This is a genomic window from Methylocystis sp. S23 (assembly GCF_054106005.1).
The window spans coordinates 3,061,504-3,076,147 of the sequence record NZ_CM134185.1; the positions used below are offsets into that span (position 1 = coordinate 3,061,504).

Sequence of the window (14,644 nt, forward strand, 5' to 3'; positions counted from 1 at the left end):
GAGAAATATGATCATCAAGCGGCGTGATCTTCTGGCGACCGGCGGCTCCTTGCTGGCGGGCGCGCTCACAGGCGTTTTCGTTCCCCTTCGCGCCGCCAAGGCGCATGAATATGACGTCGGCAAGCTGAAGGTCGAGCATCCCTGGCTGCGCGCCCCAGCGGACGGCCAGAAGAATGCGTCCTTCTACGCCTTCCTGCACAATAGCGGCGACACGCCGGACAAGCTCGTCGCCGTCAAGGTCGAGAAGTTCGAGAAGACCGCGATCCATGGCGACCCCAAGAATCTCGAGCTGGAGACGCCGATCGTCATTCCGCCGAAGAGCAAGGTCACGGCCGCGCCGGGCGGCGTGTATGTCACGCTGATCGGCGCCAAGAAGCATCTGGAGGTCGGCTGGGGTCTCGAAATGACGCTCGTTTTCGAGAAGGCCGGCGAAGTCGTGATCGACGCGGCGATCGACGCGCCCGACGCCACTCACGCCCATGACGCCGAGGCGATGGAACGCTGGGAAAAAGCGCACAACAAGGATGCTTCCGGCCCCAAGGACGCAGGCCATGAGGGCCATGCCGGGCACGACCACCACCATCACGAGGAAAAGAAGCCGGAAGGCGCGCATTAGTTCGCGCCGCGATAGGGTCGGGCGGGCTTAAGCCCGACCCTTATCGTGTCGGCGCGAACCCCGCCCGGCGGTCTTTACCCGCCGAAAAGGGGAGGCGCCAACCATTCATGATTGCCGTTCGCCCACGCGCCCAAAAGCAAACGCGCGCCGCAAGGCGCGCGTCGCTCTTTTGGGTTCGGCTTGTCAGCGGTCGACGCTGACCAAGCGGCCCGAGAATTCCATATTGTCGGTAAACGGAGCCGAAGCGTTCTGAGCCGAATTGATCGGCAGCGCGAAGCCGAGAACGAACGCGGCGGACGCCATGGCCGCTACCAGCAAAATAGAAACGCGAAATTGACGGCGAGCCGACTCGCGATCGAAGCTGCGCGTGAAGGCCGGCTCAATCTGATCGTCGAATTTATCAACGAGCGACATCGTTCCTGTTCCTCTCGGGTCTTCGCCCTTGCTTTGCCCCTGAAGCGGCCTCTCCCTCTGCCGCCCGGGGTGATCTCCTTGCGTCTCCGCGCTCGTGAGCTCGGAGTAGAAACGACGATGAGCGCGAAAAGTTGCATCCCCGCTTCGAAATATTCATAAAATTTTAAGATGTTTCCGCATCGGGGTTAATGGTCGGCAAATCGGATGTCAGAAACTCGGGGGCTCCGCGACCCGGCCGCGGCCGCCAAATCGCCGCCAAGTTTCGAACTTCTCTTGTTTTTCTAGCGCATGCCGGACAGCCGCCGCATAGAAGACGGCGATGGCGAGGACGCCGATTGGCAGATGCAGCGCCATTGCGGCCGGCCGGGCGATCAGCGGGGCGGCATAGGCGAAGCCCAGCGCCGTTTTCTCATAGGGCAGGAAGCCTTTCTCAAGTCCATGCGAGAGGAGCAGCGCCATCGCTGGCGCGAGCGCCATCATGTCGTAGTCGAGCGAATAGGGCGTCGACAGAAGCATGGCGCCGATTGTCGCCGCCGCCTTCACCCGCGCGTCGGCGGCGGAGCGCAGCAGCCAGACGAGCGCCGCGAGCGCGATGACGGTCGACAGCCCCTGGCAGAACCAGGCGATGGACGCGTCGCCGCCCAGGAGCCGCACGGCGGCGAAGACGCTCTGGATTTTCTCAAACCCTGTCGCGCCCTCTTCGACGATGCGGCGCGTGAAGCCGAGGCTTTGGAAAAAGGCGCGCCAGCTCTCGATCCCGAAGGCCAGGACGCTTGCGGCGGTCATGGTCAGGAAGGTCGCGGCGGCGCCCGCCAGCGCCCGCCAGTGACGGCCCATCAGCAAGGCAAGGGGAAGCGCGAGCGTGAATTGCGGCTTATAGGCGAGCAGCGCGAAGAGCGCGCCGGCGATCAAGGGCCGCCGATCCAGCAGGATGAAGCCGCCGCCGAGTAGCGCGGCGGTGAAGAAGCCGTTCTGACCGTGGCCGAGATTCACGATGACCGCCGGAAAGGCGAGCGCCGCGACCAGCATGTCCCGTCGTCCAAGGCTTGACCGGCGCAGGATCGCGAGGATGGAAAGGACGTAGAGCGCCAGCGTCCCGAATTGCCATAGCGCCAGCGCGGGCAGATAGGGCAGCCGCGCGAGCAGCGCCGCCGGCGCCAGAAGATAGGGCGGGTAGTGCCAGCCGAAGACGCCCGTCCGGGGGCCGAACTCGGCGCGCTGCGCCTCGGCGTGGCGCAGGATGTCGAAAGGCGCTTCCGGATGTCCGGCGAGGACTTCCTTGCCCGCGACCCATACCTGACTGAAGTCGGAGCCGAGCGGCAGATCATTCGGTCCCATGCGGTCCTGCGAGGTCGCGACCGCGCCGATGGCGGCGAGCGAGAAGAAGGCGAGCAGGATGAGCGGATAGACGCGCAGACGCGCGGGCGTCATCCAGTCGCCGCTTCTGATCGTCGCCAGCATCGTTCCTCCCGTTCGCCGTCGCCAGAGGGAGAGACGATACCCGCCCCAGGTTAATGGGCGCGGAATCGGCGCGGGGAGCTTGGCCTGCGGATTTTCGTTGCCGGTCGCCGCGCCGCAAATTATGGTGCGACGCACACTTCCCCTACCGGACAATGACGGCAATGACCTTCCTCGCCCACGCTCTCTCGCGCGTAAAGCCTTCCGCCACGATCGCCGTGACGCAGAAGGCGCGCGATCTGAAAGCGCAGGGCCGGGAGGTGATCAGCCTCTCGGTCGGCGAGCCGGACTTCGATACGCCGGAGCATATCCGCGCCGCCGCCAAGGCGGCGATCGACCGCGGCGAGACCCGCTACACGCCCGTGCTCGGCATCCCGCAGCTGCGCGAGGCCGTCGCCCGCAAGTTCAAGCGCGAGAACGGGCTCGACTACAAGGCCTCGGACACGATCGTCGCGACCGGCGGCAAGCACATCCTGTTCAACGCCTTTCTGGCGACCATCAATCAAGGCGACGAGGTCATCGTCACCGCGCCGTACTGGGTCAGCTATCCCGAGATGGTCGCGATCTGCGGCGGCAAGACGGTCTTCGTCGACACAAGGATGGAGGACGGCTTCAAGCTTCAGCCGGAGGCGCTCGAGGCCGCGATCACGCCCAAGACCAAATGGCTGGTGCTGAACTCGCCCTCGAACCCTTCGGGCGCCGCCTACAGCCATGACGAGATGAAAAAGGTGACGGACGTGCTCGTCCGCCATCCGCAAGTGCATGTGCTCACCGACGACATTTACGAGCATCTCGTCTATGGCGACTTTAAATTCGTGACGCCGGCGCAGGTCGAGCCGGAGCTGATCGACCGCACGCTGACGATGAACGGCGTCTCCAAGGCCTATGCGATGACCGGCTGGCGCATCGGCTACGCCGCCGGGCCGAGCCAGCTCATCAAGGCCATGGATCTTTTGCAGGGCCAGCAGACCTCGGGCGCCTGCTCCATCGCGCAATGGGCGGCGGTCGAGGCGTTGGAGGGGCCGCAGGAACATCTCGCGACCTTCCGCAAGGCCTTTCAGGAGCGCCGCGACCTCGTCGTGTCGATGCTCAACCAGGCGAAATATCTGCGATGCCCGACCCCGGAGGGCGCCTTCTACGTCTTCCCCTCCTGCGCCGAGGCGATCGGCCGCAAGACGCCCGCGGGCAAGGTGATCGAGACCGACGAGGATTTCGTCACCGGGCTGCTGGAGGCGGAGGGCGTCGCCGTGGTGCAGGGCTCGGCCTTCGGCACGGGCCCGAATTTCCGCATCTCCTATGCGGCCTCGGCGCTGACGCTGGAGTCGGCCTGCGCGAAGATCCAGTCCTTCTGCGCGAGCCTGACATAACGCCGTCATTGCGAGGAGGCGAAGCCGGCGAAGCAATCCAGAGCCGCAATTGCCGCCTTGGATTGTTTCGCCTTCGGCTCGCAATGACGGCGGAGAACGCGCGCGTCTCCACCGCAACTTTACGCTGCTCCGCCCCGCGCTTTAGAATGGGCGAAAAGCGCCGGCGCCGGCCGCGCGCGCTGGAGGAACGCCGTCATGACGCTTTTTCTTTTGATCGTGCTCGCGGCCGTAAGCGGGCTTATCGCCTATATTTCCTTGCAGCCGAATACCTTCAAAATCGCCCGCTCGGCCGTCGTCGAGGCGCCGCCGGAGCGCATTTATCCGGAGATCAACGACTTCCATAATTGGGAGAAATGGTCGCCCTGGGCCAAGCTCGATCCGGAGCAGAAGACGAGCTATGACGGCTCTCCGCTCGGCGCGGGGTCGAGCCTGGAATGGTCCGGCAACAACAAGGTCGGCGCCGGCAAGATGACGATCAAGGAAAGCAGCCAGAACGAGCGTATCCGCATCAAGATCGAGTTCTTCAAGCCGATGCAGGCGGTCAACGACGTGCAGTTCGACCTGAAGCCGACCGGCGAGGCCAGGACGGAAGTCGTCTGGACCATGTCCGGCCGCAACGAATTCATGGGCAAGGCGATGCACGCCTTCATGAACATGGACAAGATGGTCGGCGGGCAGTTCGAGCAGGGACTCGCCAATCTCAAATCCGTCGTCGAGGCGGCGCCTGGCGCCTAACCGACGCCGCAACCCGCTACCGTCATTGCGAGCGCAGCGAAGCAATCCGGAGCCGTTACCGCCGCCCCTGGATTGCTTCGTCGGCTTTGCCTCCTCGCAATGACGGCCGCAGACGAGTGGGTCGGCGTGTCGCTGCGACGATTGCCGCCGCCGGGCGCGGTTCTCATATTGGACGGGTTCGGCTCGATCCGGACGACAAGGGAGCGATCGCGATGAGATATTTGCTGATGGCCGGGCTTGGGCTCATGACCTTCGCCGCGACGATGACCTTCGAGCCGCAAGAGGCGAACGCCGTCGTCTGCGCTCGCGGCGTCTATCGCGCCGGATGCGTTGGTTATCGCGGCGGCGCCGTGGTGCGCCGGCCGGTGGCGGCGCCGGCGCGGGTCTGCCGCACGGTTTGGCGCGGCCGCGTGCGCCGCACGGTCTGCTACTGATCTGAAGGGATAGGCGCGCGGCAAGGGAAGCTTGCCGCGCGCGATTGTTCTGAGAGGCGTCGGATTACTTGGCGGCGTCGAACATTTCCTCGACATGCTCCCAGTTCGCGAGATGCTCGAGGAAGGTCTTGAGATAGTCGGCGCGGCGGTTGCGGTAGTCGATGTAATAGGAGTGCTCCCACACATCGGCGACGAGCAGCGGCTGAGCGCCGTGCACCAGCGGATTCTCCGCGTTCGGCGTCTTGCGGATGGCGGCCTTGCCGTCCTTGAGCTCCAGCCACACCCAGCCCGAGCCGAACTGCGCGAGGCCTTCCTTCTGGAAGTCTTCCTTGAACTTGTCGACCGAGCCGAAAGAGTCGACGAGGAGCTTCTCGATCTTGGCGGGGATCGCGCCGCCGCCATTGGGCTTCATCCACTTCCAATAATGGTGGTGGTTGTAGTGCTGCGCGACATTGTTGAAGATCGGCGCGTTCTTGCCGAAGGAGCCGACGATCACCTCCTCGATCGGCTTGCCTTCGAACTCCGTGCCCTTGATGAGATTATTGGCGTTCGTGACATAGGTCGCGTGATGCTTGTCATGATGGTATTCGAAGGACTCGCGCGACAGATAGGGCTGCAAGGCGTCGTAAGCGTAGGGGAGGTCTTCAAGCGTGAAGGACATAAATGCTCTCCTGAACAGGTCGGGACTCCGGGGTCCCGCGTTTAACTAGACCCCGCGCCGCGACGCGGCAATAACTAAGAATAATTCTAAATCGAGTTCGGCGGAATAAAAAAGCGGCCCGGCGTCGCCGGGCCGTTCGCCATCCGGAGATCAGGCCGCGGGCGCGGCCGCCTGATCGGCTTTGCTCTTATTGGACTTCGCCCGCAAAGCCAGCCACATGACGCCGATGAGCGAGAAGAAGCCCACGCCATAGAGGATGTATTCGATCATCCCCCAGAAGGTGTAGAGCCCCACCGTGAAGGGGAAGCGCGACACCCATTCATTGCCGACATCGTCTCGCACCGTGACGATTCCGACATAATGGCCGGCGTCCTTGAAGTCGTGCTCGAAGGTCATGATGCCGTTGCGATAGACTTTCGGCTCCAGCTTGAAGACGGTCGCCGCCGTCAGATCGCCTTTCTCATTGGCCTCGCCGCCCACATCCTTGATGATGCGGATGCCGATCGCCATGTCGCGGACGTCGTCGGAGACGGCCTCCAGCGCGATGACGGTCGGCCCCGTCCGGGCGATGTCCTCGCAGAACTCCTGCTCTTCCCCGCTGCGCTGATAGCCGATGAAATGCATTGTGCTCTGGCCGATGCGCAGCACGCATTCGTCCTGCTCGAGCTTGACGCCGCCATGCGCCCATGCGCCCGATGGCGCAAGGCCCAAAATCGCGACCAGACCCAACGCCGCGGCGAAGACGCCGCGCTTGAACAAACCCCTCATGCTCGTCTCCTCACAAGGATATGACATCGGGCCGCATGTCCGACGGCGCTCGCCGTCGCCCGCCGCTCTATCGGCCGATTGACAAGAGCTTTGTGTTGGAAGGATATTTTACTATGCGTCATCGAGACGCAGCACGATGAAATCATACAATATGCTGAAATTATTTGATTTTGCCTGTTGCAGGCGGATGCCCTTCTGGGCTTTGCATGCCTACATGTTGAATGAGTATGTATCAATGACCATATTAGTAGAAAAACTGTCTCGTCTCCGCTGCGCGCGCGGTGGGGGAAGATGGAAGTATTGATAGTATAGATCCGCCGCGCTCGCAGGGCCGTCGGCGCGCGCTTGCGCCGCAACGCGCGCAATATGCTAAAAGGGGGCCTCGATAGAGACGGGAGCCGGATGAAACGCAGCTTTACGAGTTTGGGCCTGACGGCGCTGGGTCTGTCGCTCGCCGCCGCCGGCGTCTACGCCATGTGGACGGGCTGGGACATGATCCTGCTCGAGCGCGGCTGGAGTCTCTTCATCGCGGGTTCGGTTTTCCTGTCGGGCGGCGCTGTGACGACGGCGCTCGGCCGCGTCGTCGCCCACCTGGCGCGGATCGCCCCCGGGACGACCATCGCCGCTGAAGCCGGGGCGAAGTCCTTGCCGGCCGCCGCGCCGGCGGCGCCCAGGCCCGAAATCCCGCTTGCGAAGCCCGATAATTCCCCGAAGCCCGACCAGGCCGCGGAGCGCCTCGATTTCACGGCGATCCTCGGGGGAGAGCCGCTCGCCGAGGTCCCGACCGAGGTCGACCAATATACGGCCGGCGACGCGACCTATGTCATGATGTCGGATGGATCGGTGGAGGTGCGCAGCTCCGCCGGAACGCAGCGTTACCCCTCGCTCGCCGCGCTGCGCGCGGAGGCCGAGTCGCGTCAGCGCTGATTCACGCTTCCTCCCCAAAAGAGAAGCAGCGCGGCGTCGCCTGGAAGCCCTTCTGGAAAATCGACGATCTGCGCCGCGATCTTGAAGCCGCGCGGATGAAGCTCATTGCGCCAGCGCCGGAAGACGTCCGCGGGCTCGCCGCGCAGCGTTTGGGGCCAATGCGGATCCGGCGCGTTGATGGCGCGGCCGCCATCCGTGCAAAGCTGCGAGGGGAAGCGGATCAGCATATGTTCGGTGACGCCTGACGCGGCGGCCCGGCGCGCATTGGCGAGCATTTCGCGCCATTGGCCGTCGGTGAGGCGCTGGGCGGCGAGTTCCCGAATCCTTTGCTCGCGCATCTCCACCATGGCGCGGCGCCGCTCGACGCGCTCGGCCTCGAGCTGGCGGTCATGCGCGGCGACGAGCGCCCGAAACTCCGCGGCCGTCGCAATGTCGCAGTAATCCGGCTCGCGCGCGCCGATGGAAAGCAAAGTCGGCTTGCGATCCGGCGCCGCCGCGCCGCCGGCCGCGATCGCCTGCATCACTTCCTTGCGCAGCACGAAGCCGACGAGCTTGTGTCCGTCGACGACCGGCGCGCGTTTGAGATGGTGGCTTTCCATCACCTTTGCGATGTCGGACAGCGCCGCGCCGGAGGAGACCGAGATTGCGGGAGTCGTCATCACGTCGCGCAGCCCGTGCAGACCCGGGCGAAAGGGCGGCCGCGTCCCCTTGCGCAAAAGAAAAGGCGGAACGTCGCCGAGATCCGCCCGGATCGGCGCGCGCGCGCGTTCGAGATTGCTTCGCGTCACGATGCCGACGGGCGCAAGCTGCTCGTCGACGACCGGCACGATCCCGATGTCGCACTCGGAAAGCAGCTTGGCGACGTAATCGAGATCCGCATCCTCCATTACGTAAGGGAAATGCCGCGTCATCAATTCGCGAGCGATCATATCGTCTCCTGTCGCTGCGAAATCACTCCGTCAATTCGATCGTCACCGGAACGTGATCCGAGGGCCGCTCCCAGCCGCGCGCCTCGGTGACCACGTCGAGCTTCGTCAGCGCGCCGCCGAGCGCCTCGCTGACGAGGACGTGATCGAGGCGCCGACCCCGATTCGACGCAGCCCAATCGGCGGCGCGATAGCTCCACCACGTATAGAGCTTCTCGTCCGCCGGCACGAAATGGCGCATGGCGTCGATCCATTTGCCGGCTTGAAAGACGCCGGCGAGCTTTTCCACCTCGACTGGCGTATGGCTCACCACCTTCAGGAGCTGCTTGTGGCTCCAGACGTCGTGTTCGAGCGGCGCGATGTTGAGATCGCCCACCATCGCGACGCGCCCCTTCGACGCGCCATTCTCGCCCCATGCCTTCATCTCGTCGAGAAAGCTGAGCTTATGCGCGAATTTGGGATTGATCTCGACATCGGGCTCGTCGCCGCCCGCGGGCACGTAGAAATTATGCAGCGTGATCGGGCCGCCTTTATCCTCGATCTCGACCGCGATGTGGCGCGCGTCGCCCTTTTCGCAGAAGTCGCGTTTCTCGACGAGGCGCAGCGGCTTCCGCGAGACGATCGCGACGCCGTGATAGCCTTTCTGTCCGTTGATCTCGATATGCTTGTAGCCGAGCGCCGTGAAATCCTTCATGGGGAATTCGGCGTCTCGGCATTTCGTTTCCTGCAGGCAGAGAACGTCCGGCGCCTTGGTTTTGAGAAAATGCGCCACGAGCGGCATGCGCAGACGCACCGAATTGATGTTCCAGGTCGCGATCTTCAAATCAGTTTGCCTTGGTCTTGTCGCCGCCGAAGAGGAAAGGCGCGACGTCCTTCACGCCGGGCTGTCTCTCGGTGACGAAGGGGGTGGGGCGGCACACCGCCATGGCGGAAAGTCCGACGCGCGCGGTGAGCAGGCCGTTGAGGACGCCTTCGCCGAGCTTCGCCGAAATGCGCGCGGCGACGCCGTGGCCCAGCACCTGCTGAAGCAGCGTGTCGCCGACGGCGACCGTGCCCGTGATGGCGAGATGCGCGCCGACGGAGCGCGCGAGCTTGAAGAAGCCGAGCAGGCCCGGCCGGCCGCCATAAATTTCCGAAATGCGGCGCATCAGCACGATGGCCTGGCCGGCGACGAAGATGACGTCGAGGATCGCGCGCGGGCTCACCGCCGTGACGACGGAGACGCGCTTGGCCGCGCCCGCGATTTCGCGCCGCGCCTGTTCGTCCAGCGGCGCGACGAGGCTGCGCTCGGCGAGGTCGATGAGATCTCTGCCGTCCATGATCTGCTTGGCGTAATCCGCGATGCGCGCGCGCGGCCGGGCGAGATCGGCGCGTCCTTCGTAGATCTTGCAGAGCTCGAGCACGCGCGTCTTGGCGGCGGCGCCGTCATCGGCCGTGCGCGCCTCGGCGAGGGCGGCGTGAAGCTTCGCGATGCGGTTCTGAAGCATGATGGAGCGGATTTCGCGCGCGACGAACAGCAGCGCCGCGAGGCCGGCGGCCGCCGCGAGCGCCAGCCCGACGGCGCCGAGAATGGGAGAGCGGGTGAAAAGATCCTCGACGAAGTTCCAGACCCAAACGCCGAGGGCGAGCGTGATCAGGCCGGTGAGGGCCGAAAGAAACACGCCGCCGGAGGAGAAGACGTAACGGTCGAGAATTCCCTTGGCGCGCGCGGCCTCCGCCGCCTCTTCGCCGCCCTGCGCGCCGTCGACGAGCTCGGCGGCTTCCGCGAAGATATCGATCTCCGGCTCGACCTCCGGCGCGGGCTTCGACGTCACGGTTTCATCGCCATTGAGGCGGAAGGCGCGCGGGCGCGGTCTGCGCTCGGAATTGCTCATTGGTGCTTCCCGGTTTCTGCCCCTCCCTTTAGCGCTTTCGGCGCGAAAACGGGAGCGTCATGATGAGGCGATCCGCCTTGAAGTCGTTTTTCGGTCGCGATCCGCCTTCCTTCGGCGCATCCGCCGGGTCCGAGGTCCTTGCTCGCCTTGTCGAGCGACTCAAAAAAATACACGTTCGGGTTCAATACGGCTTCTGCGCGCAAGGCCGAAGAAGAGACGGCGTAAGGCCCGGGCTCGGCGTCGCCGGCTCCGAACGCCGCCCGACGAGCCCCTTCCCGGTAGACGAGGCGCGCGCGACATTGCTACGTCTTTTCCATGCCGGGAGAAACCGGGAGGACGCTTTTTGAGCGCCCTTGGTTGCGGCTCGGCCAAGCCTCCGTTAGCATTCGCCGCATCTTCGCCGGCGCATTCTCAGAATGGGTGTCGCGTTTCCAATGTCCTTCCTGCCCGACGCGCTCGCGCTCATCATCGGCTATCTCCTCGGCTCGATCCCCTTCGGACTGCTGCTGACGCGCGGCGCCGGCACGATCGATCTGCGCGCCATCGGCTCGGGCAATATCGGCGCGACCAATGTGCTGCGCACGGGACGAAAGGACCTTGCGGCGGCGACGCTCCTGCTTGACGCGCTCAAAGGGTCGATCGCCGTTCTCGTCGGCGCGGCGCTCTCCCCCGAGGGCGGGATGATCGCCGGCTTCGCGGCCTTTGCCGGCCATATCGCGCCGGTCTGGCTGAAGTTCAAAGGCGGCAAGGGCGTCGCCACCTTCCTCGGCTGCCTCTTCGCCCTGCATTGGCCGGTGGGTCTCGCCTTTTGCGGCATATGGCTCACGGTCGCCGCCGTCACCCGCTACTCGTCGCTCTCCGCGCTTGTCGCGAGCGCCGCGTCGCCGGCGCTGCTTTTCGCGCTCGGCCATGGCGGCGAGGCCTTCGTCGTCGGCGCCATGGCGGCGCTGCTGTGGCGCAAGCACGCCGAGAACATTGCGCGCCTGCGCGCGGGAACCGAAAGCCGCATCGGGCAAAAGGCATGAGCGGCGCGGGGTCGGGCGCGCGTCTTTCCGACGAGCAGCTCGTCGATTGGCTGCGCCTGATCCGCAGCGAGAATATCGGGCCGCGCGGTATTATGGCGCAAACGCCACAGGCTCAGAAATTGAAGGTTTGAGCTGCGCTTTGTCTCGGCAAGCCGAGCCGGATACGCATCGCGTCCTCCGACACATCAAACCGCCGCGCCAATTCGCGCGGGTCAGTGACACCAGTCCTGCGCAAGCGCAGGACTTCGTTCTGAGGCATGAGAGTGTTTGCGGCGAAGCTGTTTGCCTGACGCTCATGTTGCTGCGTTATCGCTGCGTTTGGCAGCGGAGTCCCAACCGACCTATACGCTCGCGTATCCCCAACGCCGCTGGCCAACAAATCACGATGATAGATATAGTGGCCTAATTCATGGGCGGCGGTGAAGCGCTGTCGCACGCGCGGATGGTCGGCATTGATTACGACCCAGTATCCGCTGCCGCCGTTCCTTCGCTCGATCCAGCCAGAAATATTGTCGTCCAGCATACGATATTCCGGCCCAAGGCCGATGTGACCGAGGATTTCAAAAATCGGAACAGGGATACCGCAGGCGAGGTGCTGCTCGACCAGTATCAATGGATCAGTCATCCCGCCGCCTCCCCCATCTCGTCTGCCGCCTCTCCGTCTCCGTCATCTCCAAGCGAGGCATTTTGGAGATTATCTACATGCTTCCTGATGATTGCCGGAGCTTCATCGCGAAGCCACGCGGAAATCTTTTCGTCAGCTATTTTCTGCGCGGAGTCGTGCGCGCAAGCCTTTGATATTGCACGAGCCTCCGCCTCTGCCTGCTTGGTTACAATGTAACCCCATGCTATTGCAGATAATAACGCGAAAGCCGCGAGCAATAGCGAACCCCAAGAGAACGCAGCCGAAAGCGCCGCGAAGGAGTTAGCCATTGCGTCCCAATTTGGCGACGCTGCTGCGGGCGGGTCCGCCGGCGCCGGCGGCACAGGGGGTGCCGTCTTACAAGCCGCCGAGACAGATTCGATAAGCTTTAAGCACGCATCTACTGGAATTTTCGACACTTACGCACGCCCCAGAATACACAAACGCTTAAACGAAAGAATCAGGTTCACCGGCGCGCATGATCGTTCCAGCTTTTTTGAAACTCAACAGAAAAATACGCTATTCATCAGATAGGTAAATTGTCTTGCAGCCAATGACTTCTAGGCATTGCAAAAAGAATGCCGTTGTAAAACCGCCACGGCTGATTTTGTTATTCAGATTCCGATCTGTCTCCTTCACGCCGATCTCTGCCAGCTTTTCCGCCAGCTGGGCATATGTCACGCCTCGGCGCTTCAACTCGCCTTTCAGGAGGTTTTTGGCTTTCGCTTCATATGCTTGCGTTGCGGGATCAGCCTTCGCGGCCATGCTAGACTCCGAGTATCACCAGATTCGATGATATTAGCCGTTGCATGTGATTACGTATACCGCTACATCCGATGCACAACATCATCGGATATGGATACATGGCACAGCATTTCCTCCTCTCCCGCGCCGCTAAGACCCTCTCTCTTGGGGCGATCTTCCGCATGTCGGACGCGGACGCGGAGGCCACTTTCTGCAAGGTCCGTTGGCCTGAGACCAACGGCAAGCCGGTTTGCCCGCATTGTGGGGGCGTTGAAGCCTACGACTGCCGCCGTCCCAACGGCGCTCCGCGCTTCCGTTGCCGCGCCTGCCAGAAGGACTTCTCTGTTACGAGCGGGACGCTCTTTGCGTCTCACAAGCTCCCGCTGCGCGTTTATCTCGCCGCGATCGCCCTCTACTGCAACGAAGTGAAGGGCAAGAACGCTCTCGCCATGTCTCGCGAGCTGGGCACGTCCTACAAGGCCGCTTTCGTGTTGCTGCATAAGCTCCGCGAGGCCATGGCCGAAGAGATGAAGGGCCGCGTTGTCGGCGGCGACGGAGAAGAGGTTGAAATCGACGGCGGCTATTTCGGCGGCTACATCAAGCCCGCCAACAACAAGGAAAACCGTCGCGACCGTCGCCTTGCGATCAACCAGAATGGCAAGCGCCAGTGCGTTGTCATCGTCCGTGCTCGCGACGGCCGTTCGGTTCCGGCTGTCTTCCGCACGGAAGGCGCTGCGCTCAACTTCGTTCGCAACCGCGTTGCCAAGGGCTCAGTCGTTCATGCGGACGAAGCGGCTTCTTGGGACGCGCTTCACGCTCATTTCGAAATGAAGCGCATCAATCACCAAGAGAGCTACAGCGCGGACGGTGCCTGCACGAACGACGCGGAGTCCTACTTCTCGCGCCTGCGTCGCGCTGAGATCGGCATCTATCATTCCGTCGCAGGCCAATACCTCCTGCGCTACGCTCAGGAAGCCTCTTGGCGCGAGGATCATCGCCGTATGTCGAACGGCGATCAATTCCAGCGCATTGCTGGCCTTGCGATGAAGCGTAAGGCGTCGGTCGATTTCACCGGTTACTGGCAGCGTCACGCAGCAAAATAATCATATAAGTACATGTTTATATCTATTGACTGCGCCAGATTTAAGTGCCAGAAGAGAGGGTACAAAAAAAGCCCCGCCGGTTAAGGCGGGGCCAAGTCATCGACGCATATATAGGCGGGTTAGCTCTGATAATGGATCGGAGCTGACGCCGAGCTCTTCACAAGGGCAATCGCATGCAGGCAGTCGGCTTTGTTAACGTAGCCTTCACCTGAGTTGGCGATCTTCTTGTGATTGGCGGCGTAAAGAGTCCAACGCCACTGGAACGCTGCGTCGACGTAGACGTAGTAGAACATGATGGGCATATCCCTATGGGAGTTGAGTTCAAGCGATACCTTTTCGAGTATCGCCACGAAGGCTCGGAATGGGGGATTGAAATCGTCGCGTCATCGCCAGCGGATGCGCGCGAACGACTAAAGTCCCTTACCTGGGCTAGATATCAGGGTGAAATCAAAGCGAAGGTATCCATTCCAAGTAGCAACCTGATACTGGGAGTTACAGGTTGCGTTCGCTCCATACTCCAATTTTGCCGATTCGGATAGGGCTATAGATTTAGTCTATAACCGATTTGTGGATTATCCACCTCGCTGGCCGCCCCTCGCCAACCGCCCGCACGGTCACGCCGTCATTGTTCCGCAGCGACGATTGGACGCCCCCGAACAGGTTCCTGAAAACCTCCCTGTCGCCCGCTGGCGCGCCTTTGGCGGTCAGAAGGCGGGAGGTGATCTCAGAGGCCGTCATGGGGTCTGTAGCCGTCCTGAGAAGCTCCAGGACGCTGCGGAAGATCGTCCCGCGCTTGAAGTAGGGATTGGGCTTGCGACGCCGGACGGCGATCGGCCGCAAGCTGTAGTCTGGGGCAATGAGCTTTATCACCGCCTCGACATGCTTCATGTTCTCTCTGAGCTTGTCGGCTTGCTCTTCATTGACTTGGAGCTGGCCGGCTAGATCGGCG

The 14,644-nt window shown here is 62.9% G+C and carries 19 protein-coding genes; 8 read left to right on the forward strand and 11 right to left on the reverse strand.

The window, feature by feature from the left end:
- Positions 1–7 precede the first annotated feature (7 nt).
- Positions 8–616 (forward strand): copper chaperone PCu(A)C, encoded by a 609-nt coding sequence (locus ACV7JP_RS14980; RefSeq protein ID WP_457796459.1) that lies wholly within the window; start codon positions 8–10, stop codon positions 614–616.
- A 183-nt stretch (positions 617–799) separates the two neighbouring features.
- Here ACV7JP_RS14980 and ACV7JP_RS14985 read toward each other — a convergent pair whose 3' ends face one another.
- Together ACV7JP_RS14985 and ACV7JP_RS14990 are read right to left on the reverse strand one after the other, a co-directional pair.
- On the reverse strand, positions 800–1,030 hold the full coding sequence (locus tag ACV7JP_RS14985) for a hypothetical protein (protein ID WP_457796460.1): 231 nt from the start codon (positions 1,028–1,030) through the stop codon (positions 800–802).
- A gap of 207 nt (positions 1,031–1,237) precedes the next feature.
- Positions 1,238–2,491, reverse strand: coding sequence for a glycosyltransferase family 87 protein (locus ACV7JP_RS14990; RefSeq protein WP_457796461.1), 1,254 nt, complete (start codon positions 2,489–2,491; stop codon positions 1,238–1,240).
- A 161-nt stretch (positions 2,492–2,652) separates the two neighbouring features.
- On the opposite strand from ACV7JP_RS14990, the gene ACV7JP_RS14995 reads away from it, so the two are divergent.
- From ACV7JP_RS14995 to ACV7JP_RS15005, 3 genes are all read left to right on the forward strand, one after another.
- Entirely contained in the window at positions 2,653–3,855 is a 1,203-nt protein-coding gene (locus tag ACV7JP_RS14995) for a pyridoxal phosphate-dependent aminotransferase (protein ID WP_457796462.1), read from the forward strand.
- Between the two features lie 195 nt (positions 3,856–4,050).
- Entirely contained in the window at positions 4,051–4,590 is a 540-nt protein-coding gene (locus ACV7JP_RS15000) for an SRPBCC family protein (RefSeq protein WP_457796463.1), read from the forward strand.
- 212 nt (positions 4,591–4,802) lie between these two features.
- On the forward strand, positions 4,803–5,024 hold the full coding sequence (locus ACV7JP_RS15005; protein ID WP_457796464.1) for a hypothetical protein: 222 nt from the start codon (positions 4,803–4,805) through the stop codon (positions 5,022–5,024).
- Between the two features lie 64 nt (positions 5,025–5,088).
- Here ACV7JP_RS15005 and ACV7JP_RS15010 read toward each other — a convergent pair whose 3' ends face one another.
- Both ACV7JP_RS15010 and ACV7JP_RS15015 read right to left on the reverse strand, forming a co-directional pair.
- Complete coding sequence (locus tag ACV7JP_RS15010) at positions 5,089–5,685, reverse strand: superoxide dismutase (protein WP_457796465.1); 597 nt, start codon at positions 5,683–5,685, stop codon at positions 5,089–5,091.
- A 150-nt stretch (positions 5,686–5,835) separates the two neighbouring features.
- Positions 5,836–6,453 carry a hypothetical protein gene (locus ACV7JP_RS15015; protein WP_457796466.1) on the reverse strand — a complete coding sequence of 206 codons (618 nt, stop codon included), beginning with the start codon at positions 6,451–6,453 and terminating at the stop codon, positions 5,836–5,838.
- Positions 6,454–6,855: 402 nt separating this feature from the next.
- Between ACV7JP_RS15015 and ACV7JP_RS15020 the strand changes: the two genes are divergently transcribed.
- Positions 6,856–7,380 carry a hypothetical protein gene (locus tag ACV7JP_RS15020; protein WP_457796467.1) on the forward strand — a complete coding sequence of 175 codons (525 nt, stop codon included), beginning with the start codon at positions 6,856–6,858 and terminating at the stop codon, positions 7,378–7,380.
- On the opposite strand, the gene ACV7JP_RS15025 is transcribed toward ACV7JP_RS15020, so the two are convergent.
- Genes ACV7JP_RS15025 through ACV7JP_RS15035 form a run of 3 tightly spaced genes read right to left on the reverse strand, consistent with a single transcriptional unit; the run spans position 7,371 to position 10,180 of the window.
- On the reverse strand, positions 7,371–8,309 hold the full coding sequence (locus tag ACV7JP_RS15025; protein WP_457796468.1) for a CBS domain-containing protein: 939 nt from the start codon (positions 8,307–8,309) through the stop codon (positions 7,371–7,373). The genes ACV7JP_RS15020 and ACV7JP_RS15025 overlap by 10 nt on opposite strands.
- Positions 8,310–8,331: 22 nt before the next feature.
- On the reverse strand, positions 8,332–9,129 hold the full coding sequence (xth, locus tag ACV7JP_RS15030) for an exodeoxyribonuclease III (protein WP_457796469.1): 798 nt from the start codon (positions 9,127–9,129) through the stop codon (positions 8,332–8,334).
- A 1-nt stretch (position 9,130) separates the two neighbouring features.
- A complete protein-coding gene (locus ACV7JP_RS15035; RefSeq protein ID WP_457796470.1) occupies positions 9,131–10,180 on the reverse strand; it encodes a YcjF family protein in 1,050 nt (349 codons plus the stop codon).
- A 434-nt stretch (positions 10,181–10,614) separates the two neighbouring features.
- Here ACV7JP_RS15035 and plsY point away from each other — a divergent pair, with 434 nt between their 5' ends.
- The gene (gene plsY, locus ACV7JP_RS15040) at positions 10,615–11,205 is read left to right on the forward strand and encodes a glycerol-3-phosphate 1-O-acyltransferase PlsY (protein WP_457799103.1); all 591 of its coding nucleotides are present in this window, start codon (positions 10,615–10,617) and stop codon (positions 11,203–11,205) included.
- Positions 11,202–11,336, forward strand: a complete 135-nt coding sequence (locus ACV7JP_RS15045) for a hypothetical protein (RefSeq protein ID WP_457796471.1) — start codon at positions 11,202–11,204, stop codon at positions 11,334–11,336. The genes plsY and ACV7JP_RS15045 overlap by 4 nt, the downstream gene beginning before the upstream one ends.
- Here the strand turns inward: ACV7JP_RS15045 and ACV7JP_RS15050 are convergent.
- Positions 11,318–11,830: an ImmA/IrrE family metallo-endopeptidase gene (locus ACV7JP_RS15050; protein WP_457796472.1), complete on the reverse strand. Its 513-nt coding sequence runs from the start codon at positions 11,828–11,830 to the stop codon at positions 11,318–11,320. The genes ACV7JP_RS15045 and ACV7JP_RS15050 overlap by 19 nt on opposite strands.
- 537 nt (positions 11,831–12,367) lie before the next feature.
- Entirely contained in the window at positions 12,368–12,613 is a 246-nt protein-coding gene (locus ACV7JP_RS15055) for a DUF6471 domain-containing protein (RefSeq protein ID WP_457796473.1), read from the reverse strand.
- A 71-nt stretch (positions 12,614–12,684) separates the two neighbouring features.
- Between ACV7JP_RS15055 and ACV7JP_RS15060 the strand changes: the two genes are divergently transcribed.
- Complete coding sequence (locus tag ACV7JP_RS15060) at positions 12,685–13,695, forward strand: IS1595 family transposase (RefSeq protein ID WP_457796474.1); 1,011 nt, start codon at positions 12,685–12,687, stop codon at positions 13,693–13,695.
- A 119-nt stretch (positions 13,696–13,814) separates the two neighbouring features.
- Here ACV7JP_RS15060 and ACV7JP_RS15065 read toward each other — a convergent pair whose 3' ends face one another.
- Together ACV7JP_RS15065 and ACV7JP_RS15070 are read right to left on the reverse strand one after the other, a co-directional pair.
- Positions 13,815–13,988 (reverse strand): YegP family protein, encoded by a 174-nt coding sequence (locus ACV7JP_RS15065; protein WP_457796475.1) that lies wholly within the window; start codon positions 13,986–13,988, stop codon positions 13,815–13,817.
- A 256-nt stretch (positions 13,989–14,244) separates the two neighbouring features.
- Positions 14,245–14,583: a hypothetical protein gene (locus ACV7JP_RS15070; RefSeq protein ID WP_457796476.1), complete on the reverse strand. Its 339-nt coding sequence runs from the start codon at positions 14,581–14,583 to the stop codon at positions 14,245–14,247.
- Positions 14,584–14,644 lie beyond the last annotated feature (61 nt).